Consider the following 25591-nt stretch of genomic DNA (forward strand, 5'->3'; position numbering starts at 1 on the left):
CTACCAGGAAGGGGAGTGGTCAAGGGCGCCCACGCTCGCGCTGCCATGCCCGCGCGCCGGGTGGGGCCGGGCGCGCAGGTGGCAGGGGCGGGCGCTGCGGGATCAGTCGGCCTGGGTCAGGCGCAGCAGCTGGTTGAAGATGTTCTTCTGGTGCATCTCTTCGGTGCCGCCCACGCTGGCAAAGCCCAGCGCGTCCTTGACCAGGGTGGCGATGTCGCCTTCGTGGTAGCCCAGGCTGCCATACAGCTTGAGCAGGCTGATGGCGCTGTGGATGAAGTCCTGCGCGGCGCCGAGCTTGGCGATCGAGCAGCTCATCAGCGCCTGGGGGTCGTTGCCCAGCAGCTGGTCGAGCGCGGCGTACACCATCCAGCGGTTGCGCTCCATGCCCATGGCGATGTCCACCAGGCGCTTCTGCACGTACTGGTGGGTGTCGATGGCGCTGTTGAAGCTCTGGCGGTTGGCCGCGTAGTGCATGGCCTCGGCCAGGAACGGCGTGGGCAGGTTGGCCGCTACCAGGCCGTAGTACGCACGCCCCAGCGAGATGATCCTGATCAGTTGCTGCAGGCCGCGGCCCGGCTCGCCCAGTACCTGTTCGGCCGGCACCGGCAGGTTGTCGAAGTGCAGCGGGCCGGTGGGCAGGTGCTTGTTGCCCAGCTTGTCGTCCGGCTCGCCACGGGTCAGGCCGGGGGTGTCCTTGTCGATGATCACCAGGGCGATGTTGTGCTTGGAGTCGGTGGCCAGGCGGGTCACGATCAGCAGGAAGTCGGCCACCGGTGCATGGGCGATGTTGAACTTGCTGCCGGTCAGCCGGTAGCCGTCCGCGCACGGGGTCAGCAGGCTGTGGATACTGCGCACGTCGGTGCCGGTGCCCGGTTCGGCGATGCCGGTGGCGCTCAGCGCGCCGGCCAGGATCGCGCTCAGGTAGCGGTCCTTCTGGGCGTCGCTGCCGTAGAGCATCAGGGCACGGACCATGCCGGCCTGGGCAATCACCGACAGCAGCAGCTCGGGCGTGCGGATCGACGAGGCCAGGCCTTCCAGCGCGGCACTGAAGCCCCACCAGTCTTCACCCAGGCCGCCGTATTCGAGCGGGATGACCAGCTTCCACAGGCCCGCGTCGCACAGGCGCTGCCAGCCGTAGTGATCGAAACCGGGGGCGGCGCTGCGCCGCGCCTCGGCCAGTTCCACGCCGATGGCGCGGTAGGTCGACAGCAGCGCGAGCTGCTGTGGAGTCCAGGAGAGTTTCATTGAGCGTACCTTTGCAGTCGGTTCGCCGGGGCGCCTGAGCGTCGGCGAACGGTTCGTCCCTGAGCGCCGGCTCAGCCTTCCTGGAAAGCCAGGACCTGATCCTTGAATGCCTGGGGCACAGGCACGGTGGCCTGTTTGTCGTAGTCGAACATCACGTGGTACGACTTGGCCCTGGCCACCACCTCGTGGGTATCGTCCTGGCGGCGCATGGTGTGCTCGATCTCGAAGCTCTTGGTGCCGAATTTCACCACGGCGCTGCTGACCACCAGGGTTTCGCCGTACATGGCCTGCTTGAGGTAGTCGCACTCGCTGCGCACCATGATGTGCGGCAGTTTTTCGCTCTTTGGCAGTTGCAGCAGGTGGTGCATGTAGCAGAGGTAGGCATGTTGCATGTAGTCATAATAGATGGGGCTGCTTACATGGCCCATCGAGTCGGTGTCGCGGTATTTGATTTCAATGACGGTCTCAAAGCCTTTCTGGCTCATGGTGCACTTCCTTTTGTTTGTTCTGTTTGAAGTTGGCGAAATGTTCTTGAAACTTCTCGGCAACTTTTTCGGTCCCTTGAAAGTGGGTTTCAAGTTGTTTCAAATGCTAGGCAAGTTGAACTTGCAAGGCTACTCGCGTTTGTTTGCGTAAAACTCGATTTCGCGCTGCAACGCTTGTCTGCCGTGGGGTTGCTGGCTGCTGGTTGTACGCCATGGTTCGTTTGTGGGGGCGGCCTTGAGGGTGGCGTTGAATTGCTCGCATTTCGCCGCCGACAACGAACTTTGGTCATGAATATTTAATATTCCTGGCAATGCGAGCAATCCACGGCGGGTACACGGGCACGGCTCTTGTGTGTGGGGTTTTTAATGCGAGTAGTTGTTCGGCAGGCATTCTTTTAGCATGGCCGCCACTCAGGCGCCGTTGTTGTAGCGGCCCTGTATCGCCATTCAGGGAGTGCAGTGTTCATGACCAATCAACACAAGGTGGCGGTGGTCACCGGTGCGGCCAGCGGTATTGGCGCGGCGACCGCCCTGCAGCTGGCACGGGAGGGTTTTCAGGTGGCGTGCCTGGACCGTGACGAAGGCGGCCTGGATCGCACCCTGCATGCGCTGGGCCCAGGCCATCGGCCGTTCGCCCTGGACCTGTGCGATGAACAGGCAGTGGCCGCGGTGTTCGCCGAAATCGCCCGGTGGCGCGGGCGCATCGATGGCCTGGCCACCTGCGCCGGGGTGGTCGACACCACGGCATTCGACGACCTGAGCGTGGCGCGCCTGCGCCAGTTGCTGGAGGTCAACCTGCTTGCCACCTTCAGCGTGGTGCAGCACAGCGTGCCCTTGATGCGCGCCGGCGGGCATATCTGCACCGTGGCCAGCGTCGCCGGCATTCGCGGCGGCGGCCTGGCCGGCACGCTCGGCTACGCCACCAGCAAGGGCGCGGTAATCACCCTGAGCAAGGGCCTGGCGCGCGAACTGGGCCCGCGCGGGCTGACGGTCAATTGCGTCGCCCCGGCGGTGATCCGCACGCCGATGCTCGATGACACCACGCGCGTCGCCGGCAAGCTCGAACAGCTGCACGGCATGACCGCCTTGCGCCGCGAGGGCCGTGCCGAGGAAGCCGCCGAGGTGATCGCCTGGCTGCTGTCGGGCAAGGCCTCGTTCGTCAGCGGCACCACCATCGCCGTGGACGGCGGCCTGGCGATGCTCTGAGGCGCTTTCTTTTCTTCCTTTTCTTCTCTGTACAGGACGTCAACCATGGCAGTTTCCAAGGACAACCCACTGGCGCTTTGCCGCACCTTTTTCTTCATTCCCGGCGCCGACGAGCGCGCGTTGCTGGCGGCACTCGACGGCGATGGCGACGTGCTGGTGCAGGAGCTGGAGGACTTCACCCCACCGGCGCGACGCCCCGAGGCGCGTGCACTGGCGGTGGATATCCTGCAGCGCTGGCGCGCCTGCGGGCGGGTCAGTGCGGTGCGCATCAACCCGTTTGAAACCTGTGGCCACGAGGACCTGGCGGCAGTGATGGCTGGCCGCCCGCAGGTGGTGATGATGTCCAAGGTCGAGCGCCGCGAACAGATGATCGAGCTGGACCAGTTGATCACCGAGCTTGAGGGGCGCCATGGCATCGCTGCCGGCAGCACGTTGATCGTGCCGAACATCGAGACCGCGCTGGGCGTGGTGCGCGCCATCGAGATCGCCGCCGCCAGCCCGCGTATCAAGGCGATGCTGGTGGCCACCGAGGACATGGTGGCCGACCTGGGCGCCGGGCGCAGCCGCGCCGGCACCGAGCTGTATTACCCGCGCTCGCGCTTTCTGCTCGAATGCGCGGCGGCGGGGGTGCTGGCCATCGACTCGCCCTACACCTTTGCCGACGCGCAGGGTGCCGAAGCCGACATGCAGTTCGCCCGCTCCATCGGCTACCAGGCCAAGGGTGTGGTCAACCCGGCGCACGTGGCGGTCGCCAATCGCTACCTCACCCCCGCTGACGCGGACGCCGAACTGGCGCGCCGGCAGGTGGCGGCGTTCGAGGCGGCTGCCCAGGGCGGCAACGTGCGTGCCGAAGTCGATGGCCTGGTGGTGGAAGTGCCCAGCTACCTGCAGGCGCTGCGCTTGCTGGAGCGTTACGAGCAGTTGCAGGCGCGCCAGGCGCTACGCCGCTGAGCTGTGCGGCTGCGCGCGGGCGCGGGCGGTGGCCAGCGGCATGGCCGGCGGGAGGCACAACAGCCCGATCAGCGAGCTGCTGATCGCATCCTCGATCTGCGCCTGGCTCATCTGCGGCGAGTCGAGGATGTAGGCCTTGACCATCGAGGTGATCACCTGCGCCGCCAGCCAGGCGGCCAGGTGCAGGTTGCTGTGAGCCAGCGTGGCCCGCCAGCGGTCCAGCAGGCGCTCGATGGACAGGGTGATGCGGGCCTTGTGCTGCAGGTCGTCGACGCTGCGGCTCAGGTTGGCCAGGTCGGTGTCGAGCAGCCGGTGCAGCTCCGGTTCCTGCTGGTGCAGGTGCAGCAGGGCTTGCACCAGCAGCCTGAGGTGGGCCGGCAGGTCGGCCACCTCGTGGGCGCCGGCGACCTCCAGAATCACCCGGTTCATGGCCTGCGCATGGCGCTCATGCAACGCCGCGATCAATGCATCCTTGTTCGGGAAGTACTGATAGACCGAGCCCACGCTGACCCCGGCGCGCTGGGCCACCAGGTTGGTGTTGGTGCCCTGGTAGCCATGCTTGACCACCACCTTGGCGGTGGAGGTGAGGATGGTTTCGACCATCATCCGCGAGCGGGCCTGGGTGGGGATCTTGCGCGGAAGGTTAAGGTGTTTCACGAATGTCTCCAGAAAGGGCCTGATTGCATTTGTGAGAAAGGCTGCCAGCAGGCAGCGGTGCTCCGACCTTGGAGATTTCTCCCTGATTGCCTGGAGCGCGCCGCCGCTGTGGCAATGCAGCCGATCCAGTACGAGGGCGATTCTTGGCCTTGGAGACGCTTTGGAAAATGCTCTGGTGTGCACTTTATAGTTAGCGATAGGGTCAGCTATCGCCGGCGCAGGCCCCCGCAAACCGGGCAGATCACAGGCTGCGGTCGAGGCCGAAACGTTTCTTCAGCACCTTTTCCAGCAGCCGTTTGGGCAGCACGCCGGCCAGCAGCGGCAAGGCGCGGCTGCCGTTGCCCAGGCGCAGCAGGTCGGGCGGGGTACGCTGCTGTACGGCCTTGAGCAGGCCCTGGGCGAACGCGCTGGCGGGGGTCGGTCTGTCCTGCGAGGCGCGGGCGCGGGCGCGCACCTGCTCGCGCAATGGCCACCACGGCGAGTCTTGCGCCAGCACCTGCTCGGCCTCGCGCCCGGCATTGCTGGCGAAGCTTGAGGCGATGGCGCCGGGCTGCACTTCCATCACGCCGATGCCGAACGGCGCCAGTTCCAGGCGCAGCGCATCGCTGAGCGCATGCACCGCCGCCTTGGATGCGCAATAGGCGCCGGCGAACGGGGTGACCAGCACACCCGACACGCTGCCGATGTTCACCACCAGGCCGCGATTGCGTCGCAGCAAGGGGAACAGTGCACGGGTCACACCGATCAGTGCGAACACGTTGGTCTCGAACTGGCGCTGCATGGCCTCGACACCGCCGTCCAGCAGCGGCCCCATCGCGCCGTAGCCGGCGTTGTTGATCAGGATGTCGAGGCCGCCATGGGCCGTTTCGATGGCGTCGGCCAGGCGCACCAGGGCGTCCTCGTCGTTGACGTCCAGCTGGCGGCTGCTGAAGCCGGCCTTGATCAGCGTGGCGACGTCATCGGCCTTGCGCGCAGTCGCCCACACGTCGTAGCCGGCGGACTTGAAGCTGTCGGCGAGGGCGCGGCCGATGCCGCTGGAGCAACCGGTGATCAGGACGACGGGCATGGAAGGGGGCTCTCCTCAGAATGTGGTGTTCGGTCAGGGCGTCGATCAGCCGGGTGATGCTCGTGGCGCACACCACGAGGTTGGGGCCGGCGACGGGCAACAGGATATGTGAAGGCAGGTAGTGCAGCGACAGGCTCTGGAACAGGCAGGTCAGGGCCGGTTCTTGCGGGTGATCCTCGAACAGGTCGACGTTGAAATAGTGGAAGTCGACCTGAGGATGTTGACTGCCAAGCCGTGCAACATCGGGATGCATCGTGCGGCAAGGCGGGCAACTGGCCGAGCCCACCATGACCATGGCCGGGCGTTGGCGTGTGCAATCGTCGAGCAGCGCCTGGAGCTGGTCGAGGCGGGTCACGGGCCTGAGTGACATGGTGGTGCCTCCTGCAAGAATTGCGGTGCGCTCCATTCAACCCCGGCTGGCGTGTCTCAGGTAACTGGCAAAAATACTAGTTGGCAAAGCCACCCTGCAGGTGCTCGGCACGAAATTCCAGGGTTTGCGGGCGGTAGCCTGAGCGCAGGGGGGGCAGGGGCAGGCAGTCGTGCCAGCTGGCCTCGGGCTGCAGGTCGCCGGGGCCGCGGTAGCGCGGTGCGGCGTAGGTGTTCTCGGCCAGGTTGACGGTGTCGCCGGGGGCGTAGGCGGCCACGCGCCAGCGCAGCTCGACCAGCGGCACGCGGTTGGCGTTCTTTATCTGTACGCGCAGCGGCCGGTCGGCCGGGCAGGCGTCGGGGGCGTAGTCCAGGCGCAGTTCCAGGCGGGCCAGCTGGCTGGCCTCGCGGTTGTCCAGCCACACCACCCACAGGCCCACCAGGCCCAGGCCGAGCAGCGCGGCCATGGAGATCGGCAAGGCCTTGGCCGGGTAGCGCAGCAGCAGGACCAGCCAGGTGAGGATGAGCAGGATACCGATGAACATGGAGGGCGCCTTGGGTGCGGATGAAGGATCATCCTACCCTGATAAAAGCATCGCGGGTCAAGCCCGCTCCCACAGGTTCGATGGCGACCGTTGTGGGAGCGGGCTTGACCCGCGAAAGGGCCTTCCGGGCTTCAGATCACTGCGCGATGGTCTTGATCGACACCCCGCGCTCCACTGGCGTGGAGCGCCCGTAGATGTCTTCGAAACGCTCGATGTCGTCCTCGCCCAGGTAGCTGCCCGACTGCACCTCGATGATCTCCAGAGGGATCTTGCCCGGGTTGCGCAGGCGGTGCACCGAGGCGATCGGGATGTACGTGGACTGGTTCTCGCACAGCAGGAACACGTTCTCGTCGCACGTCACCTCGGCCGTGCCCGACACCACGATCCAGTGCTCGGCACGGTGGTGGTGCATCTGCAGCGACAGGCTGGCGCCGGGTTTTACCGTGATGTGCTTGACCTGGAAGCGCCCGCCCATGTCCACCGAGTCATACGAGCCCCACGGGCGGTACACCTCGCAGTGGTTCTGGGTTTCGTTGCGGCCCTGGGCGTCCAGGGTGTTGACCATCTGCTTGACCCCCTGAACCTTGTCCTTGTGCGCGATCATCATGGCGTCCTTGGTCTCGACCACCACGATGTTCTCCAGGCCGATCACCGATACCAGCTTGCCGTTGCCGTGGATCATGCAGTTGTGGCTGTCCTGCACCACCACGTCGCCCTTGGTCACGTTGCCGTTGGTGTCCTTCTCGTGCACGTCCCACAGCGACGACCAGCAGCCCACGTCGCTCCAGCCCGCACTCAGCGGCACCACGCAGGCGCGCTGGGTCTTTTCCATCACCGCGTAGTCGATGGAGTTGTCCGGGCAGCAGGCGAAGGTGGCCTCGTCGATGCTGATGCTGTCGCCGTCTTCCAGGCTGCGCTCCAGGGTCAGCAGGCAGGTGTCGTAGATGTCGGGGTCGTGCTTTTTCAGCTCTTCGAGGAAGCGGCTGGCGCGGAACAGGAACATGCCGCTGTTCCAGTAGTAGCCGCCACTTTTGACGAACTCGGTGGCGCGTTTTTCGTCAGGTTTTTCAACGAACTGTGCCACGCGGCTGATGCCTTCGGGCAGCAGGGCGTCCTGGCTCGACTTGATGTAGCCGTAGCCGGTTTCCGGCTTGGTCGCCGGCACCCCGAACAGCACCATTTCGCCGCGTTCGGCGGCCACCGTGGCCAGGGCCAGGGCGCGTTGCAGGGCCTTCTGGTCGTCCAGCACGTGGTCGGCCGGCAGCACCAGCATCAGCTCGTCGCGGCCTTCGTTGACCAGTTTCATGGCCGTGAGCGCCACGGCCGGCGCGGTGTTGCGCCCGAACGGCTCCATCAGGATCGCCTGGGTGTCCAGGTTCAGGTTGGCCAACTGCTCGTTGACGATGAAACGGTGGTCCTTGTTGCACACCACGATGGGCGCGTCCATGCCGTCGAACACCAGGCGCGACAGGGTTTGCTGGAACAGCGTGTGTTCACCGGTCAGGGCCAGGAACTGCTTGGGGAATTGCTTGCGCGACAGGGGCCACAGACGCGAGCCGCTACCACCGGACAGGATGACTGGAATCATGGGTAATCTCCGAACGTTGAAAGGGGCAGTTGATTAACGGGTGGACACAGGGCGCTTGACCCAGACCGGCGACAGGTTGCTGCCACTGCCGGTCACATACAGCACGGCCGCTTCGCCACGTTCGAGCGCAACGGGCTTGAGGTCGCTGACTTTCTTGTCGCCTTCATACAGCGCCAGGCTGACCTTGACCGGGTTGATCTCGCGCTCGCCGCGCGCCTTGGCCGCCACCGGCTTGACCACTTCGGTCTTGCCATCGGCGGTCTTCAGGGTCAGGGCCTGGTCGCTCAGGTTCTGCACGCGTACCAGGGATTTCTGCTTGTTCTTGAACGGCGGTTCCTCGACCAGTTGCGGCTGGCCGCTGCCGTGGTTGACCAGGGTGTAGTAGTGATCGCCCGCCAGCTTGACCGGTACGGTCTGGCTGCCGACCTTGGCGCTGTAGTCGCCCTGGGGCATGAAGCTGAAATCGCTGCTGCCCTGGGCGGCCACTTCGCTGATCTGGGTGTTGCCGACACTGGCGGCCACCGGCTGGTTGCCGGCGTTGTACAGGCGCACGAAGGTCGAGCCCTTGGGCGCGCTGGGGCCATACAGTGCGGCGTCGGCGCCGGCCCAGGCCTGCAGCGAGAGCAGGCTCATGCCGGCGGTCAGGGCGAATGCTTTGGCAATGCGGTGCTTGGTGGTCATGTGCAGTTCCTCTCAGTGTTGCGTCCGATTGGACGACAGGGCCATGTCTTGATTGGCGGTACGGGTTTGCTTCAGCTGGGCGATCCACTGCGGATCGAAGGCGCTGAGGTCGTTTTTCATTGGCAGATAACGTTCCGGGAACTCCCATACCAGCACCTGTGGGGCGCTGGTCTTGAAGGCGTCGGTCTGCAGGTACTTGAGCATCGGCAGCAGCGGGCCATGGCCGTCCTCGGCGTAATTGACCACGTCGCTGCGCAGCGCCTGCTGCAACGCACCGAGGAAGTTCCAGTGCGGGTTGGCGCTGTAGCTGGTGCCGATCAGCGCCACGGGGATCTCGTTGTCGGCAAACAGCGCGTCGTCGCTGTCGGCCTGGTCCTGGGCCCGGGCAGGGCGGGTGGTGCGTTGCTGCAGGCTGTCCGGGGCCGGCAGCAGGTGGCTGAACAACGGGTCCAGCGGCAGGAAGTTGGTGAGGTCGCCCTTGTACGGTGTGGCGGCTTTGGCTTCGGTGACGAACTGCTGCGGCGTGCCGCTGAGCAGGGTCTGGCGGGCCACGGCTTCGGCCAGGTGGCGTGCCACCACCTCGGCGCCCAGTGGTGTCCAGTGGGTGTCGGTGCGCAGGAACACCTGGCCCTGGGCCTTGGCCGCCTGCAGCGGGCCGAGCAGGTCCGGGGCGAACACGCCGGCCTGGCGCGCCTTGGCATGGAACTGGTTGTACAGGTCGGCATGCAGGCTGGCGGGCGTCTGCTCACCGATGTACTCCGGGTACAGGCGGGCCTTGGCCGGAATGATCGCCAGCACCAGTTGCACACCGTGCTGCTTGAGGGTGTCGCGCACGCCGCGGATCAGTGCGAGGTTCTCGGCCTCGAACTGTTCGCTGCCGGCCACCGGCTTGAACTCTTCATCGCTGAACAGCCATTGCTCGCGGCCCAGCACCACACCCGGGCGGCCTTCGTTGAACAGTTTGAAGTCCAGCGCCGCCCAGAGGTTGGTGCCCAGGCGCTTGATCGGGAACTGCGCGTCGTAGTGGGTTTCGGCGGCCTTGGCCAGCTTGCCGTCGAGCAGGGACATCTGCGCGGTGCGCTGGAAACTGCCCAGGCCCCCCAGCGACCAGATGCCCAGGCCCAGCAGCAGGGCCATGAACAGCACGGCGTAGAGTTTGCGTAATGATCGGGTCATGGTCGGCTCGCTCAGAACTGGAAGTAGAGGAACGGCGAGTAGCTTTGCGCCGAGAGTTTGAGGATCGAGGCCACGAACAGCAGCAGCACCAGCGCGCGGGTCATGTACAGGCCCCAGTCCAGGCTCACGCTGCCGTCGCCATGCACGGCCACCGGGCTGGCCTTGGCCGTGGGCTTGGCGTTGCGGTAGAAGTCGCGCAGGCCGAAGAACGCCAGGCTCAGGTAGGCGATCACCAGGGTGGCCACTTGCAGGCCGGTGAGGCTGGCGCGGTTGAGCTCCGACAGCTGCCATTCACCGAAGCTGAACATGGCGCCGTACATGCGCCCGGCCACGTGCAGGTTTTCGGCGCGGAAGATCACCCAGCCCATCACCACCAGCAGGAAGGTGAAGGCCCACTTGACCGGGTTGAAGCGCTGCGGGTTGGTGTCCAGGCCCAGTGCGCGCTCGATCGCCAGCCACATGCCGTGCCAGGCGCCCCAGATGATGTAGGTGAAGTTGGCGCCGTGCCACAGGCCGCCCAGCAGCATGGTCAGGAACAGGTTGCGGTAGGTGGCGAAGGTGCCGCCGCGGTTGCCGCCCAGGGTGATGTACAGGTAGTCGCGCAGCCAGGTGGACAGGCTGATGTGCCAGCGCCGCCAGAACTCGGTGATCGACTGGCTGATGTAGGGCTGCTTGAAGTTCTCCATGAAGCGAAAGCCCATCATCAGGCCCAGGCCGATGGCCATGTCGCTGTAGCCGGAGAAGTCGAAGTACAGCTGCGCGGTGTAGGCCAGTGCGCCCAGCCAGGCGTCGCCGGTGGTCGGGTTCTGCAGGGCGAAGCAGTGGTCGGCGACCACCGCCAGGGTGTCGGCGATGAACACCTTCTTGATGAAGCCCTGCATGAACCGCGTGCAGCCTTCGGAGAACTTGTCCAGGGTGTGGGTGCGGTGGTTGAACTGGTCGGCCAGGTCGCGAAAGCGCAGCACGGGGCCGGCGATCAGGTGCGGGAAGATCGCCACGAACGCGGCGAAGTCGATCAGGTTGCGGGTGGCCGGGGTGTCGCCGCGGTACACGTCGATGATGTAGCTGATCGACTCGAAGATGTAGAACGAGATGCCGATGGGCAACAGGATGTGGGTGAGGATGAACGGCTCCAGGCCGTACGAGGTCATGATCGCGTTGATGCTGTCGACGCCGAAGTTGGCGTACTTGAAGTAGCCCAGGATACCCAGGTCGACCACCACCCCCAGCAGCAGCCAGCGCTGGGCCGGCTTGGTGCGCACGCCGGCGGCGCCCACCTTGAGGCCGATCCAGTAGTTCCACAGGGTGACCGCAGCGAACAGCGCCAGGAAGTCCACCCGCCACCAGGCGTAGAACACGTAGCTGGCCAGCAGCAGCAGGGCGTTGCGGTAGCGTTGCCCGCTCAGGTAGTACAGGCCGAGAAAGATCGGCAGGAACAGGAACAGGAACACATTGGACGAGAACACCATCCCGATCTCTCCTTGTCGTTATCCACAATCGGGGCAGCAGCCCCCCAAACCCCCCGCTGAAATTGCGGGGGAACCAGATCAAACGCATCGCGGGTCAAGCCCGCTCCCACAGGGATTGCGGTCGTTGCTACTTCTTCTGTTCTGCCTGCGGGTCGTAGACGCGCGTCAGGTCGCCGCCCAGGCGGAAACTCTTGAACGGCTGCATCGCGTGCTTGCGCTTGAGCGCATCGGCGTCGCACTGGTACAGGCTGCACCACGGCTCAAGCCAGGCGTATTTGCTGTCGATCTTCAGATCGTCCATGTCCTGCTTCTGGCCATTGCGCGCCTTGAACGCACTCGGGTCTCTGGCCCCGGACAACACCCGCTCGCCCAGGCGCTTGAGCGCGCCGTTGTTTTCCGGGCGCAGGTCCACGCCGTTGGCCTGGGCGAAGCTGGCGATCATCGACAGCGGCGGCAGTGCGTAGTTGTGGTACGCCAGGGCGCGCTGCTTGCGCTTCATCTCGTTGGGCAGAAAGCCCTGCGCATCGACCTGGTTGGCACCCACGCGGTACTCCTTCACGGCCCAGTCGAACAGGTCGCGGCGATCGGTCGCCACCGCCGTGGCCATCACCGACCAGGCGGCCCAGTACGAGTGGTTGTTGATCTTTTCCAGCGGCAGGTCGCTCCAGTCCTTGACCGTCTGCTCGGCCAGGCGCGCGAACCATTTCTCGATCTGTTCGGCCTGGGCCTGGTGCGCCGCCAGTGGCTGTGCGTTGGAAAACTTCAGGCGCAGGTATGCCGAGCTCAGGCTGCCCAGCGCCCATTTGCGCATCGACTTGCCGGTGTGGTTGTAGTCGGTGGACATCAGCGCATCGGCCTGCGCCCAGGTGCCCAGCCACTGCAGGGTGCAGTCCAGCTGCTGCGGGCGGCCGTCGCGCATGTACTGCATCACCTGCTTGCTGACCCCGCGCTCCAGCGTGGTGATGCTGGCGGTGGAGTCGCGAAAGGCCTGTTCGGATGCCTTGTTCAGCGTCGCGCGGGCCTTGTCCGAGCCTTCGTACTTGCTGCGAAACTGCAGCGCGCCGGTGTAGGGCTTGGGCACGGCCTCACAGGTGAAGTCGTTGGGGCTGGTCTTGGGTTTCTCGATGCCGGCGTAGTAGCCCTGCGGCGGGACCAGCCCGCCGGCCTGCACCGCCGGGCCGAACAGGGCCAGGGCGAGCAGGGCGGGGGTGGCAAGGGTGCGGATGGATGTCATGTGCGCCTCACAGGCCGGCCTGGGCAGCATGCTGCCCGGCGCCGGCGATCGGGTTGCGTGTACACAGCCTGGCCTGGACCTTCTGGCTGCCGCTTTCGGGACCCTGCACTTCCACCGCGAGCAAGGTCTGGTTGGCCCAGTCCTCGTCCTCGCGCAGTTGGAAGGCGAAGCGTCCGTCGGTGTCGGAGGTTTCGGGTTTTTCGATCTTCAGGTCCTCGTGACGACCATTGAGGTACCACAGGGTGGCCTGCAAGGTCTTGACCGACTTGTCTTCGAACTGGATGTCCAGTTGATGACGGCCGTTGACCAGGTTCTTGATCACGCCGTTCTTGCCATTGACCAGCAGCTCGTTGGTGCCCGGCTTGAGCGAGGTGCTGACGCTCATCTGCGCAGGCTTGCCTTCGCAGCCGTTGTCGAGCAGGGCGAGCATCTGGCGCCAGATGGTTTCCTGGTCCAGGCGGTACAGCGGCGAGAACTCCCACACCAGGATCTTGGGCGGGTTGTTCTGGAACTCTTCGCTGCCCAGGTACTGGATCATCGAACCTTCCAGGCCGCCACCGGGGAACGCGACGTTGAGCACGTCGGCGCCGATGTACTGCTGCAGAAAACCCGAGAAGTTGTAGTTCTTGCCGCTGTGGCTGGTGCCCACCAGGGTGATCTGCGGGTTGCCCGAGTCGCCGAACAGGTCGTCGCCGCCACTCTCGCCCTTGGGCTCGGTGACGAACTGGTCCATGTACTGCACCGCGTAGCTGGTGCCGCACAGTTGGCCGGCGACGTTGTGCAGGGTGCCGGTCTTGCCCATGCGGCCGGACGGGTGGCTTTCGAATTCACGCCGCGGGATGTCGGCGAAGGCCGGCATGCTGTGCACGGTGTCGGCCACGATTTTTGCCGCACGCTCGGCGCCATAGGGCGTCCAGTGCTGGTCGCCGCGGAAGTAGAAGTCCTTGCCCTGCTGCGCGGCCGGCAACTGTTCGTTGGTCAGCGGCGACAGGTCGGGCACGTTGTAGCCCATTTGGGCGAAGCGCTTGAGCATGGCCTGGTAGTTGCGCAGGGCCTTCTCGTAGTTGAACGCGGCCTTGTCGGCCGGGTTGAGCATGTTGCGGTTCACCAGGCCACGGGTGGGCTGGTACACCACCACCAGTTCCACGCCGCGCGCCTTGAACGCATCGTGCACCTGCTGCAGGCGTTTGTAGCCGGCCGGGGTGGTGGTGAACTCGGTGCGCAGGTCTTCGCGGGTACGGAACAGCCAGTCGCCCTGGGCTTGCACCAGGGTGGTGAAGTTCTGCTGGTAGCGGGTGGTGTAGCGGCTGGCATCGTGGGCTTCGGGGCACAGTTGGCAGCACGGCTGGGCGGTGAAGCTGGGCGCCTGCACCTCGTCGGCACGCACGCCGTTGCTGATCGCCAGCAGCGCCGCACTCAGGCCAAGCAGTTTCATCAGATGTGGGGTCATGTCAGGTTTCCTCAATCCGCCATGTCGGTCTGGCGTTCGACCGGGTCGATCAGTACGGCTTTGCCCTGGCGCACCATCAGGTCGAGAATCTCGTCCTGGCGATCGCCCAGCACCCCGGAGAAACTGATGCCGCTGGACTTGCTCGGGGCCAGCATCGACACCCGGTACAGCTCCACGCTCAGGGGCGAGTCGATCGACAGCGGGCCGCTGCCGTTGGCCGCCAGTTCACCGCCCACCACGATCAGCGACACCTTGGTGTCGAATGGGTCCAGGTCGATGTCGCGGTCGGTATCGGACAGGTCCTTGATGTGCCCGTACACACCCACCAGGCCGTTGGCCATGGCGAGGTTTTCGTACAGGCGGATGTTCACGCTGTTGCGCACGCGGATGCCGTGGCGACGGTTGCTGATGACCTTGTTGCCCCAGATCAGGTTGTCGCCGCTTTCGTACAGGGTGATGCCGTCGGTGTGGTTGCGGTAGATCTCGTTGTAGGCGATCAGGTTGTTGACGCTGTTGCGGTCGATCACCACGCCCGAGAGCTTGTTGTCGTAGCTCTTGTTGTTGATGATCCAGCTGTCGTTGACCTCGCGCGAGACGATGATGCCGTGCTTCTTCTTGGTGCCATGCACGGTGTTGCCGGCGATGATCAGGCGGTGCGAACGGTCGTGGGGGTCGATGCCGTACACGATGTTGTCGCGGTAGGTGTTGTCCTTGACCACGAAGTCGCTGGTCTCGTAGCAGTAGAAGCCGTACCACATGTCGCTGAACTCGGAGCCGATGATCCAGCCGGTGGGTTCGGGGCGGCCCATCTGCTTGGCCATGTTGGGCGTGTACTGCGAAATGCTCACGCCGTAGGACTTGCTCTGGGCATAGCCGAAGCTGGCCATGCGGGTGTTGACGATGTAGGTCTCGGTGCCGCCCCACGAGAGCAGGAACGGGCGAAATTCCTTGGGTGTGCGGAAGGTCGCCGGGCCGTTGTCCTTTTCGCGCCAGCCGGTGACGCGGGTGTCGCTGACGAACAGCTTGCCGTCGTTGACGATGAACGCACCGCCTTCCTGGGACAGGCGCAGTTCCTTGACCTTGGCATCGATCTCGAGCACGCCCTTTTGCCCCACCACGATCGGCAGGCGCGACAGGTACACCCCCGGCGCGGTTTCACGCAGGTACTGGGCCGGCACGTGCTTGCTCAGCTCGGTGAAGTCGACATGCCCGTCATCGACGAAGATCGCCTGCGGGATGCCGTGCTGGCGGGCTACCCATTCGGCCATCTTGTTGTCGCCGCCGATGAACTCCTTGAGGGCGTCTTCCTGCAGCATGCGGCGTACCGTGACCTTGCCCTTGCGTGCACGCTGGATCTTGGCCTGCACCGCTTCGGCGGTGTAGCCGCTGAGGTCGGGCAGGGTCGGCGCCGGGATCTGCAACGGCTCGATCGGCGCGCTGCTGACGGTGTAGGTCTTGGCGTGCTGCAGCTCTTTGGCCGGGCTGGCCACGGGCAGGCCGTTGGCCAGGGCGATGCTGCTGGCCAGCAGCAGGCTGCCGGCGATCAGCGTGTTGAGCGGGTAAAGGTTCATGTCAATGCACTCCAGGCATCAGAAACGCCAGATCACGTCGATGAAGGCGCGGTGCATGTACGAGTCCGCTTCCTTGCCATAGGCGTCGCCTGGCTTGAACACCCCACCGCGAAAGCGCACCAGTGCCGACGGTTCGTCGATCGACTGGCTCAGCGCGGCCGGCAGCAGGCCCTGCTTGAAGTACTTGGTGACCACCAGGTCCATCTCCTGGCCGAGGTCTTTTTCGCCCTGGATCAGCGGGCGGTTGATGCCGTCATCATCGACCACTGCGTTGATGCCGCTGCTGCCGATGTTCTGCTTGCCGTCGACGCGCCAGAACTTGTGGTACACCAGGCTTGCGTCGTAGTCGTCGCGCAGTTGCCAGGAGGTGAACAGGGTGGCGGTCTGCAGGTTGCCCAGCTCGCCACGGAAGGCCTCGCCGAAGCGGTGTACACGCGAGCGGGTGCCGGTGAAGTTGGAGCGGTTGCTCTCAAGGCCCGTCTGTTCGAAGTTGCCCGAGCCGTCGCTGCCACCGCCGCCGCTGCCGCGGGCATAGGCCGCGCCGACCTGCCAGTTGGGGTCCAGGCGCAGGCGGATGCCCAGGTCGGTGGCCCAGGCGTTGACATCGCCGCTCTGCTTTTGCGTGGCCAGCTGGTCGCCGTTGGCCAGGGTGGTGGCGCTCAGGCGATCACGGTCGCCGGTGAGCCAGGTGACGCTGCCCCAGTAGTTGACGGTGTTCTGGTTGCGCCAGTTGTAGGCGTCGCTGTTGGCCTCAAGGCCCAGCCAGGTGAGGTCGCCGTTGCGGGTCTTGTCCAGCGGGTCGAGGGTCTCGCCCGGGTTCTTCAGCTTGCCGTCGTCGTGGGTGTGGTGCGCGCGCAGGCCGACCCAGTGGCCGGGGGTCCATTGCGCGGCCACGTCGCCGTAGACGTGCAGGCGGTCCTTGTCTTCGGGGGCCAGGTCGGTGAGGTCGGTGCGGTACTCGCTGAAACGCTGGGCCACGCCGGCGTTGGCGCGCAGCAGGGTGGTGTCGAAGGTCCAGTTCAGCGCCTCGATGTTGGTGTCGCGCCACATGCCGTCGTCGCTGCGCAGGCGCTGGCGGCCCAGGCGCAGTTGCTCGCCGGGGTAGGCGGTCAGGCCGCTGTAGCCGACCCAGAACTCGCGCATGGCCAGGTAGCTCTTGTCCTGCTCGCGGCCGCTGGCGCGGCGGGTTTCGACCTGGCTGTCGTCGTCGGCCTGGCGCAGGGTGTCGGTGTCGATGGTGTCGGTGGCGGTGACCGCCTGGCCCATGGCGTAGGCGCTCCAGTTGCCGCGCTCGCCATACACCCAGGGGCGCAGGTCCAGGCCCAGGCCGTTGACGTCGCCGCCGGAGCGGGTGCCCAGGTCGCGGTCATCCTCGGACTGGCCGGTGACTTTCACTTCCAGGCCGAAGTTCTTCTCGGCGGTCATCGCGGCCAGGGTCGGGCACGACCAGAGCAGGGCACAGCCCAGGCCCAGGCCGGCCTTCATCCACGGGTTGAGTGTCATAGGGATTCCTCGCCGTCTTGTTCGGTGGTGTCCTGCAGGGCCTGCATGGCCTGGGCGCCGGGGCCCTGACCCATGGCGCCACGGGCCTGGCGCTCCTGTTGCAACAGGCGCTGGGCCTGGGCCTTCTGCGGGGCGGATAGCTGCTGGTCGAGCTCGCCGGCCATCGCCGTCGATTGCTCGCTGGGGTTGGCCTGCGCCAGTTGCGCGAACACCCAGGCGTTGACCAGGTCCTGGCGAATGCCGCGACCTTCGCTGAACAGTTGGGCCAGCGCGTAGTCGGCGCTGAGCTGGCCACCACGGGCGGCGCGCAGCAGGTGATCGACGGCTTTCTGCGGTTCGACCTGGCCCAGATAGCCACGGCGGTAGAGCTGGCCGAGGTAGTAGTGGGCGCTGATTTCGCCGGCATCGGCGGCGGACTGCAGGTGCGTCTGGGCTTTTTTCGCGTCGGCCGGCACGGCCTTGCCTTCGTAGTAGAGGCGGCCCAGCAGCAGCTCGGCGCGCGGTTGTGCGGCCTCGCGGCCCTTGTCGATGTAGGCCAGCAGTTGGTCGCTGTCGCCCAGCTCGGGGAAGCTGTAGAGCAGTTGCGCCAGGCTGACCCAGGACGCGGGGTTGCTCGGTGCGACCTGTTCGAGCAGGGCCTGGGTGGTTTTCTCGTCGGTCTGGCCCAGGCTGGGGTCGGCCAGTACGCGGGCCACGCTGTCGACCCGGCTGGCCGGTACCGCACCGCGGGCATAGGCGGCCTTGAGCTGGTCGATCAGCGCGGCCTGTTGTTCGGGCTGGGCACGCTTCTGGTACACGCTGGCCAGTTCCACATAGCAGATGTCGGTGCTGGCCAGTGCGGCCTTGCAGATACGCTCCACCTCGTCCAGGTGCTGGTCGTAGGTGTTCTGGGTACGGTACAGCAGCACCTGGGCCAGGCCCGCCTCGGGGTAGCCGGCGGCGCGCCATTGGTCGATCTGCTGCTGGGCATCGAGGTCGGGGAAACTCTGCGGGTATTGCAGGTAGAGCATGGCCAGCGGGATCAGGGTGTTGCTTTCGCCGGCGGCGAAGGCCTGCTTGAGCAGGCCCTGGGCCTCGTGGCGCTCGGCCTCGCTGCTGTCGGGCTTGGCCACCAGCAGACGGCCGAGGCGGGCCTGGGCGCGGGGCGAGGTGCGGGCGGCGGCGCGGTAGGTGGCCTCGGCCTGCCTGAGCTTGGCCGGGTCACCGGTCTCGACCTGGATATCGGCCAGGCCTACCTGGGCCTCGCTGTAGCCCAGGTCGGCGAGTTGCTGGTAGTTGCGCTCGGCCAGGGCGGTGTCGCCGCGCTTGAGGGCTTCGTTGGCCAGGCGCTGGTCGGGCAGGCCGGCGCAACCGGCCAGGCTGATGGCCAGGGCCAGTGCACCCATCGGTAGGAGCCGGCCTTGCCGGCGAAGGGGGCTGCACGATTCGCCGGCAAGGCCGGCTCCTACAGGGATCGCGGTGTGTTGGGTAGTCACCGGCATGTCCTCTTCAAAGCCCACGGGCCACGGCCTTGTCGATCAGCCAGTCCATCGACGGACCCCGGTCGCTGTTGACCGACACCGGGCGCCCGGCCAGCTCGCTGGGCATCGGCGCATCCGGCTTGATCTGCACGCGAATGTCCGAAGACAGGTCGTCGCTGTTCTGGCTGGTGCTGCTGACGATGCGACCCTGGCGCACGTCGTCTTCGCCGGCCACCTGGAAGTTGACGCGGGTGCCGGGCTGCACTTCGTCGAACTGGCGGTAGCTGAAACGGGCCTCGATGATCGGGTTGGTGGTGCGCGGGATCAGTTGGAAGATCACTGCGCCCTTGCTCGCGTATTGCCCGTCATCCACCAGCTGCCTGGCCACCACGCAGTCGCACGGGCTGGTGAGGGTGCCGCTGAGCTGCTTGCCGAACAGTTCCTCGACCCGCGCCGGCTCCAGTTGCTGGTCGTCCAGGTGGCCCTTGAGCAGGTCGAGCATGCTGGTGTTGAACGAGGCCAGCGGCGCGCCCTTGACCACCGGGCCGTCCGCCTTCACCAGGCTCTGCACGGTGCCGTCGCGCGGCATGGTGACGTTGGTGGTGGGGACGCTGACCACCCCGGCCTCGGCATGGCTGACGAAGTACAGGCCGTACACCGACTTGGCGATGAAGCCGAACGCGGCCACGCCGACCACGAACACGCCGAGGCTGAAGGTGACCGCACGCAGGCGGCCGAAAGCGCTCAGGCCGCCGCCGGTGTCCTTCTGCTTGCGTGCCTTGGTGAAGTTGTCGCGTTGCAGGGTGCTGAGCACGTCGCCGATGCTGATCAGCTCGCCCGACAGGTGCGAGGTGATGATGTGGCGCAGGGTGGCGATGTCGCGCTGTTCCAGGTTCTGGAACTGCACGCCGGTACGACCGTCGGCGACGTTGTGCGAGCGCACCTGGAACTCGATGTCGATGGCCAGGCCCAGGTTGTCGACCACGAACTGCAGGCGGCCGCGCACCACTTCGCCGACCTTCAGCGGGTGGCGGGTGTAGAAGCTCAGGCCACCGGCCGAGAGGTCCTCGACCTTGACTTCGAGGGTCTCGCGGTTGGCCCCCAGGTAGCGCAGCTTGGCGGGGATCTTTACCCGGGCGTGCTGACGCTGGGCTTCGGACTCATGCACGACATTGGCATTCACGGCGGTATTCATGGCGATATGTTCCTGTTTATTCCGTAGGGCGGCGGCTCACACGACCATGAACAGCACAGCGACGAAGATGCTGGCTGCCGAGAAGGTCATGGTCCGCGAAGACCAGGTGTTGAACCATTGTTGAAAGCTCGCGAGGTCGCGTTTGAGCGCAGTGGGCTGGCGGGTCCAGGACTGCTTGTCGAGGCGGAAGAACACGTAGATCTTCATGATTGCGCCGACGATCTGGTTGTAATAGAGAATCAGCGGGTAGGCCGGGCCGATGGCATGCCCCGAGCACATCAGCATCAGGGTCAGGATCAGCCGGGTGATGCCGATCCACAGCAGGTACACCAGCAGGAAGGCAGGGCCGAACTTGAGGCTGGCGATCAGCGCCACGGTGAGCCCGAGCAGGCTGGTCCACATCGACACGCGCTGGTCGAACAGCACCACGCTGGTGAACAGGCCGAGGCGGCGAACGCCCAGGCCCAGGGCGCGGGAGTTCTGGCGCAGGTTGTTGCCGTACCAGCGGTACATGAGCTTGCGGCTGGCCTTGATGAAGCTCTTTTCCGGCGGGTGCTCGACCGTGTTGATCGCCGCATCCGGCACGTAGAACGTGTCGTAGCCCAGGCGCATGAGGCTGAACCAGCTGGACTTGTCGTCGCCGGTGAGGAACTTGAAGCGGCCCAGGCGCCAGTGCTGCAGCGAGTCGTTCTCGACGTCCTTGATGAACTCGGGGTTGGTCACCACGGCGGCGCGGAACACCGACATGCGCCCGGTCATGGTCAGCACGCGCTTGGACAGGGCCATCGAGCACATGTTGATGTGGCGCTGGGCAAAGCGCAGCTTGTGCCACTCGCTCATGATGTAGCCGCCGCGCACTTCGCAGAATTCGTTGGTGGTCAGGCCACCGACATTGGGGTAGAGCTTGAACCAGGGCACGGTCTTGGCCACCACGCCTTCGCCGAGCACGGTGTCGCCGTCGATCACCGCGACCACTGCGTTCTCGTCGGGCAGGTGGCGCGAGATGGCGCGAAAGCCGTAGGCCAGGCCGTCACGCTTGCCGGTGCCGGCGATGCGCACGAAGTCCAGGGCCACGCGGTCGGGCGGGTTGAACTTGGCCCACAGGCTTTTCACCAGCAGTTCGTCGCTCATTTCCACCAGCGAGCAGACCACGGTGGTGGGATAGCCGCAGTCGATTGCCTCGCGGATCACCGAGCTGTACACCTGCGCGGTGGTCAATGCGTCGATGCGAAAGCTGGTGACCATCAGGTACACGTGCGACGGGTCGGCCGCGCTGCCCAGTTTGCGCACCTTGCGTCGCAGCATCGGGTAGACGATGTAGAGGAACAGCATGCCCCGCACGAAGTGCGTGGCACCCATGGAATAACGCCAGATTCCGACAGCGCCGATGAGGAAGATGAAGTCCTTGGAGTCGGGGTCGAAAACGGTCTTGGGCAAGGCCAGGGCGATCAGCATGAGCAGGCTCACGTAGAACAGCCATCCGGCGACCTGTAGCAGGCCGTGCTTGAGCCTTTGCATGGTGTGCATCCGTAGCGAATGAATGGGAAGGAACTGCACGGGGCTGGGGCGACCCCGTGCAGTGGCTGCTGTTACCAGCAGATGCCTTCGGTGCGGCTGGTGGGGCAGGTCGGCTTGCCCATGAAGCCGACCAGGTCGATGACCTGCTTGCCGGCCGGGGCCTGTTGCGCCAGCGCACGGAACTTCTCGTCGCGGTTACCCAGCACGATCACGTCGGCGTGGTTGACCACCTGCTCGAAGTCGGCGTTGAGCAGGGACGAGACGTGGGGGATCTTCGACTCGATGTAGTCCTTGTTGGCGCCGTGCACGCGGGCGTACTCGACGTTGCTGTCGTAGATGTTGAGCTCGTAGCCCTTGCCGATCAGGCGTTCGGCCAGTTCCACCAGCGGGCTCTCGCGCAGGTCGTCGGTGCCGGCCTTGAAGCTCAGGCCCAGCAGGGCAACCTTGCGCTTGTCGTGGCTTTCGATGATGTCGAAGGCGTTCTGCACCTGGGACTCGTTGCTGGTCATCAGCGAGTTGAGCAGCGGCGCCTTCACGTCCAGGCTGCCGGCGCGGTAGGTGAGGGCGCGCACGTCCTTGGGCAGGCACGAGCCGCCGAAGGCGAAGCCTGGGCGCATGTAGTACTGCGACAGGTTCAGGGCCTTGTCCTGGCACACCACTTCCATCACTTCGCGGCCATCGACGCCGCAGGCCTTGGCGATGTTGCCGATCTCGTTGGCGAAGGTGACCTTGGTGGCGTGCCACACGTTGCAGGTGTACTTGATCATCTCGGCCACTTCGATGTCCTTGCGGATGATCGGGGCGTCGAGCTCTTCGTAGAGGGCCTGCAGCACGTCGCCGCTGGCGCGGTCGAGTTCGCCGATGACAGTCATCGGCGGCTGGTCGTAGTCCTTGATCGCGGTGCTTTCGCGCAGGAACTCGGGGTTGACCGCCACGCCGAAATCGACGCCGGCCTTCTTGCCCGAGCAGTCTTCGAGAATCGGGATCACCACGTTCTTGACGGTGCCCGGCAGTACGGTGCTGCGCACCACGATGGTGTGGCGGCTGCTCTTGTCGCGCAGTACCAGACCGATTTCGCGGCACACCGACTCGATGTATTCCAGGCCCAGGTCGCCGTTCTTCTTGCTCGGCGTACCGACGCAGATCATCGACACGTCGCTGTCGCGAATGGCCTGGGCAAAATCGGTGGTGCCCCGCAGGCGCTGGTTGGCAATGCCTTGCTGCAACAGGGCTTCGAGGCCCGGTTCCACGATGGGGGATTTGCCCTGGTTGATCAGGTCGATCTTGGTCGCCGATACATCAACGCCGATCACTTCATGGCCCCGGGCGGACAGGCAGCCCGCACAGACCGCACCTACATAACCCAAACCAAAGATGCTGATACGCATCGCATTCACCTCATGTGTTTATCATGTCGGCGCACAACTAAGCGCCAGACCGGGTTGGTTGACCAGCAAATTCAGGGTGCACGGAAGTGTCACGGTTAAACCGCTAACTGCCGGCAGGCAAATTAAATTGGAGTGCGAAAAATAAACGGCACTCAAGTTGGCGGCTAATGGCCATTTACATTAGGGGGTGAGCCCTGGACGGTATCCGTCTTTATTGCAGTACCCACTGCGTGTACTGCTGTGCTTGTTATTTCAAGTGGATTAAATCCTTTGAAATCAACCACTAGGACGATTTTTAAGGGTGCTCTCTCCTGGCTTGGACGCGTAATCTTGTCGAACAATTGCGCGGACAAAAAAGTGCTTTCAAAACTTCCTGATACTGTCCATTTGTCATGTACGTCATCTCTCACATCCATCACGAGATAATCCGTACCGGTGGTATGAGCGAGCCTCAAGGGGATAAGTTCCAGGCTCGCCCGAGTCGCCGTGAAGGATTTTTTAATATTTCAACAGTTGACGATACTTTCACTTTGATAGCACACGGCAGTTTCGTCCCGTGTCTGTAGGGCAAACTTGCAAGGGGATGTTTTTATGCCAGCATGAAAAAAAATTTCAGGATATTTCGTCAGAAAACTACGAACGGTCTTATGACGTTTGGCGATAGGGCTAGAGGGGGTGGTTTTTTGGCGCCACGGGATTGGCGCCTGGCGGGCTGTGAGGACGCCATCGCGAGTCAAGCCCGCGCCCGCAAGGATTCAGGTGATCCCGGGGGGAGCGGGGGGACCCGCGATGCTTTCTACTCGGCCGGGTGGTCGCGCAGGAACACCAGGTTGTCCGGTTTGGACTGCTCGGCACTGTAGTAGTAGCCCTGCACGTCGAACTGCTTGAGCCGCTCGGGGTCGTCGATGCGCTCCTGGGTCACGAACCGGGTCATCATGCCCCGCGCCTTCTTGGCATAGAAGCTGATGATCTTGTACTGGCCATTCTTGAAGTCGCGAAACTCGGTGTTGATCACCCGCGCCTTCAACGCGCTGCGCTTGACCGCCGAGAAGTACTCGTTGCTGGCCAGGTTCAGCAGCAGGTCGTCGCCTTGTTCGGCCAGCGCCTGGTTCAGCCACTCGCTGATGCGCGTGCCCCAGAAGGCGTAGAGGTCCTTGCCGCGGGCGTTGGCCAGCTTGGTGCCCATCTCCAGCCGGTAGGGCTGCATCAGGTCCAGCGGACGCAGCAGGCCGTACAGCCCCGACAGCATGCGCAGGTGCTGCTGGGCATAGGTGAAGTCGTCTTCGCTCAGGCTCTGTGCATCCAGGCCGGTGTACACGTCGCCCTTGAACGCCAGCAGCGCCTGCTTGGCGTTGGCCGGGGTGAAGTTCGGGGTCCAGCTGCCGAAGCGCGCGGCATTGAGGCCGGCCAGCTTGTCCGAGAGGTGCATCAGGTCGCTGATCTGCTGCGGCGAAAGTTCGCGCAGTTGCAGGATCAGTTCCTGGGAGTCGTCCAGGTATTGCGGCAGGGTGTGCCGCTGGGTAACGGGCGGGGTGTCGTAATCGAGGGTCTTGGCGGGTGAGATCACCGTCAGCATGAGGTCGGCTCCTTGAATCGTGGCGTCGATTCTACGGGCGGGGGGCGCCGATCTCCAGCTATCGCGCCAATAGCGAAGACCCTGGCGGCGCTTGGCGCTATAGTGCGCGGCGAGAAAATGGAGAGTGTGATCGTGCGCATAGCCCTTCTTTTACTGGCCGGCCTGCTGAGCACGCTGGTGCACGCTGCCCCGGTCGAGCTGGCCCGGTTCGACCGCAGCGTGTGGCCCGAACAACTCGACAGCCCGGCCCTGTTCGATGTGGCCTCGCGTGCCGAAATCCTCAGCTTTGCCCGCGTGCTGTATGACAGCGAGGCCCTGAGCGAGGCGCAGCTGGCCGAGCGCCTGAACCTTCGCCAGGTCAACCTGGTGACGCTGAATGCGTTGCGTCAGCGCCTGTGGCAGCGGCTGTGGCGCAACTATGACCTGGCCCAGCAGAGCTGCGAGCAGGACGCCTCGTTCTGCTACGCCATCGACAGCTTGCCGGACCTGCGCCAGCAGGCGGGCAAGTTCAGTGTTGCAGACGATTCGTTCTACGCCGGTTGGGCGCAGCCAAGCCGGCGTTTTCACGAGTACTACCTGAACGAGCAGTTGCGCAAGGCGGCGCTGTTCACCCAGACCTCCAGCGAGGTGGAGCGGTTTTCCGACCAGGAGCGCGATGGCCAGGCACTCAACGACCGGCTGTTCGTGCTCAGCTTCGATGGCGGCCCGGGGCCGGCTACCGAGGCGCTGACCGACTACCTGCGCCGGCAGAAGCTTGGCGGGCTGTTCTTCGTGGTGGGCAAGAACCTGCAGGCGCGCCGCGACCAGACCTCGGCCGCGGCGCTGCAGCAACTGTATGCCGGGCAGTGCGTGGGGCTGCAGGGCTGGCAGTACAGCTCGCATGCGCAGTGGACCGGCTGGCAGGACTCGGTTGTCTCCAGCCGGGCATTGGTACAGAGCAGCCTGCCCGAGGCATTCGTGCCGCTGTTTCGCCCGCCCTACGGGCAGCGCCGCGCCGACAGTGCGGCGTTTTTTGCCGGCCAGCAGCTGCAGGTGATGTTGTGGGATATCGACGCCCAGGACCAGGCCGGGTTGAATGCCGAGCAGTCGGCGCAGCGGGTGCTGAGCCTGATGCTGCTGTGGCGCCGCGGGGTGATCCAGTTTCATGACGGCCAGCCCAGGGCCCAGGCGGCGATCGACTGGTTGCTGCGGCACACGGCCCAGAGCGGGATTGGCTGGGGCAACTGCCGGGAATTTGCCGAAACCCCGTAATCGCTGGGCG

At 65.0% G+C, this 25591-nt stretch carries 22 protein-coding genes; 3 read left to right on the forward strand and 19 right to left on the reverse strand.

The genetic code is table 11. The annotated features are described in order from the left end of the window. Window positions 1–102: 102 nt before the first annotated feature. Both CR917_RS04815 and CR917_RS04820 read right to left on the reverse strand, forming a co-directional pair. Entirely contained in the window at window positions 103–1245 is a 1143-nt protein-coding gene (locus tag CR917_RS04815; RefSeq protein ID WP_104571963.1) for an acyl-CoA dehydrogenase family protein, read from the reverse strand. Between the two features lie 71 nt (window positions 1246–1316). After that, window positions 1317–1730, reverse strand: coding sequence for a thioesterase family protein (locus tag CR917_RS04820; protein ID WP_043860990.1), 414 nt, complete (start codon window positions 1728–1730; stop codon window positions 1317–1319). Window positions 1731–2195: 465 nt separating this feature from the next. On the opposite strand from CR917_RS04820, the gene CR917_RS04825 reads away from it, so the two are divergent. Both CR917_RS04825 and CR917_RS04830 read left to right on the forward strand, forming a co-directional pair. Beyond that, window positions 2196–2936: an SDR family NAD(P)-dependent oxidoreductase gene (locus CR917_RS04825; protein ID WP_104571964.1), complete on the forward strand. Its 741-nt coding sequence runs from the start codon at window positions 2196–2198 to the stop codon at window positions 2934–2936. 45 nt (window positions 2937–2981) lie between these two features. Further along, window positions 2982–3887 carry a CoA ester lyase gene (locus CR917_RS04830; RefSeq protein ID WP_043860993.1) on the forward strand — a complete coding sequence of 302 codons (906 nt, stop codon included), beginning with the start codon at window positions 2982–2984 and terminating at the stop codon, window positions 3885–3887. On the opposite strand, the gene CR917_RS04835 is transcribed toward CR917_RS04830, so the two are convergent. The 17 genes from CR917_RS04835 to yaaA form a co-directional block, all read right to left on the reverse strand. Continuing rightward, complete coding sequence (locus CR917_RS04835; RefSeq protein WP_052504232.1) at window positions 3876–4544, reverse strand: TetR/AcrR family transcriptional regulator; 669 nt, start codon at window positions 4542–4544, stop codon at window positions 3876–3878. The two genes, CR917_RS04830 and CR917_RS04835, sit on opposite strands and share 12 nt — an antisense overlap. Before the next feature lie 241 nt (window positions 4545–4785). Further along, on the reverse strand, window positions 4786–5610 hold the full coding sequence (locus tag CR917_RS04840; protein ID WP_054914855.1) for an SDR family oxidoreductase: 825 nt from the start codon (window positions 5608–5610) through the stop codon (window positions 4786–4788). Further along, window positions 5501–5980 (reverse strand): thioredoxin family protein, encoded by a 480-nt coding sequence (locus CR917_RS27255; RefSeq protein ID WP_158255577.1) that lies wholly within the window; start codon window positions 5978–5980, stop codon window positions 5501–5503. The genes CR917_RS04840 and CR917_RS27255 overlap by 110 nt, the downstream gene beginning before the upstream one ends. A gap of 76 nt (window positions 5981–6056) precedes the next feature. After that, on the reverse strand, window positions 6057–6521 hold the full coding sequence (locus CR917_RS04850) for a hypothetical protein (RefSeq protein WP_043860996.1): 465 nt from the start codon (window positions 6519–6521) through the stop codon (window positions 6057–6059). 136 nt (window positions 6522–6657) lie between these two features. Then, a complete protein-coding gene (locus CR917_RS04855; RefSeq protein WP_043860997.1) occupies window positions 6658–8109 on the reverse strand; it encodes a mannose-1-phosphate guanylyltransferase/mannose-6-phosphate isomerase in 1452 nt (483 codons plus the stop codon). 33 nt (window positions 8110–8142) lie between these two features. Beyond that, the gene (locus CR917_RS04860) at window positions 8143–8790 is read right to left on the reverse strand and encodes an alginate O-acetyltransferase AlgF (RefSeq protein WP_043860998.1); all 648 of its coding nucleotides are present in this window, start codon (window positions 8788–8790) and stop codon (window positions 8143–8145) included. A 12-nt stretch (window positions 8791–8802) separates the two neighbouring features. Beyond that, on the reverse strand, window positions 8803–9966 hold the full coding sequence (locus tag CR917_RS04865; RefSeq protein ID WP_054914853.1) for an alginate O-acetyltransferase: 1164 nt from the start codon (window positions 9964–9966) through the stop codon (window positions 8803–8805). A gap of 11 nt (window positions 9967–9977) precedes the next feature. After that, the gene (locus tag CR917_RS04870; RefSeq protein ID WP_054914852.1) at window positions 9978–11435 is read right to left on the reverse strand and encodes an MBOAT family protein; all 1458 of its coding nucleotides are present in this window, start codon (window positions 11433–11435) and stop codon (window positions 9978–9980) included. Window positions 11436–11562: 127 nt separating this feature from the next. Beyond that, window positions 11563–12669, reverse strand: coding sequence for a mannuronate-specific alginate lyase (locus CR917_RS04875; protein WP_058541092.1), 1107 nt, complete (start codon window positions 12667–12669; stop codon window positions 11563–11565). 7 nt (window positions 12670–12676) lie between these two features. Then, window positions 12677–14119, reverse strand: coding sequence for an alginate O-acetyltransferase (locus tag CR917_RS04880; RefSeq protein WP_043861001.1), 1443 nt, complete (start codon window positions 14117–14119; stop codon window positions 12677–12679). A gap of 11 nt (window positions 14120–14130) precedes the next feature. Beyond that, window positions 14131–15690 carry a mannuronan 5-epimerase AlgG gene (gene algG, locus CR917_RS04885; protein WP_043861002.1) on the reverse strand — a complete coding sequence of 520 codons (1560 nt, stop codon included), beginning with the start codon at window positions 15688–15690 and terminating at the stop codon, window positions 14131–14133. 18 nt (window positions 15691–15708) lie between these two features. Then, on the reverse strand, window positions 15709–17193 hold the full coding sequence (locus tag CR917_RS04890; protein WP_104571966.1) for an alginate export family protein: 1485 nt from the start codon (window positions 17191–17193) through the stop codon (window positions 15709–15711). After that, on the reverse strand, window positions 17190–18578 hold the full coding sequence (gene algK / locus CR917_RS04895; protein ID WP_218278972.1) for an alginate biosynthesis TPR repeat lipoprotein AlgK: 1389 nt from the start codon (window positions 18576–18578) through the stop codon (window positions 17190–17192). Before algK ends, CR917_RS04890 begins: the two co-directional genes overlap by 4 nt. 103 nt (window positions 18579–18681) lie before the next feature. Further along, window positions 18682–19848, reverse strand: coding sequence for an alginate biosynthesis protein Alg44 (locus CR917_RS04900; protein ID WP_043861005.1), 1167 nt, complete (start codon window positions 19846–19848; stop codon window positions 18682–18684). Between the two features lie 36 nt (window positions 19849–19884). Then, window positions 19885–21375, reverse strand: coding sequence for a mannuronan synthase (alg8, locus tag CR917_RS04905; protein ID WP_370409113.1), 1491 nt, complete (start codon window positions 21373–21375; stop codon window positions 19885–19887). A gap of 62 nt (window positions 21376–21437) precedes the next feature. Next, window positions 21438–22754 (reverse strand): nucleotide sugar dehydrogenase, encoded by a 1317-nt coding sequence (locus CR917_RS04910; RefSeq protein WP_104571967.1) that lies wholly within the window; start codon window positions 22752–22754, stop codon window positions 21438–21440. A 796-nt stretch (window positions 22755–23550) separates the two neighbouring features. After that, window positions 23551–24330 carry a peroxide stress protein YaaA gene (yaaA, locus tag CR917_RS04915; RefSeq protein WP_043861008.1) on the reverse strand — a complete coding sequence of 260 codons (780 nt, stop codon included), beginning with the start codon at window positions 24328–24330 and terminating at the stop codon, window positions 23551–23553. A gap of 132 nt (window positions 24331–24462) precedes the next feature. Between yaaA and CR917_RS04920 the strand changes: the two genes are divergently transcribed. After that, window positions 24463–25581 (forward strand): polysaccharide deacetylase family protein, encoded by a 1119-nt coding sequence (locus CR917_RS04920; RefSeq protein ID WP_104573146.1) that lies wholly within the window; start codon window positions 24463–24465, stop codon window positions 25579–25581. Window positions 25582–25591: the final 10 nt, after the last annotated feature.

The organism is Pseudomonas sp. BRM28 (assembly GCF_002939405.1).
Lineage (GTDB): Bacteria > Pseudomonadota > Gammaproteobacteria > Pseudomonadales > Pseudomonadaceae > Aquipseudomonas > Aquipseudomonas palmensis.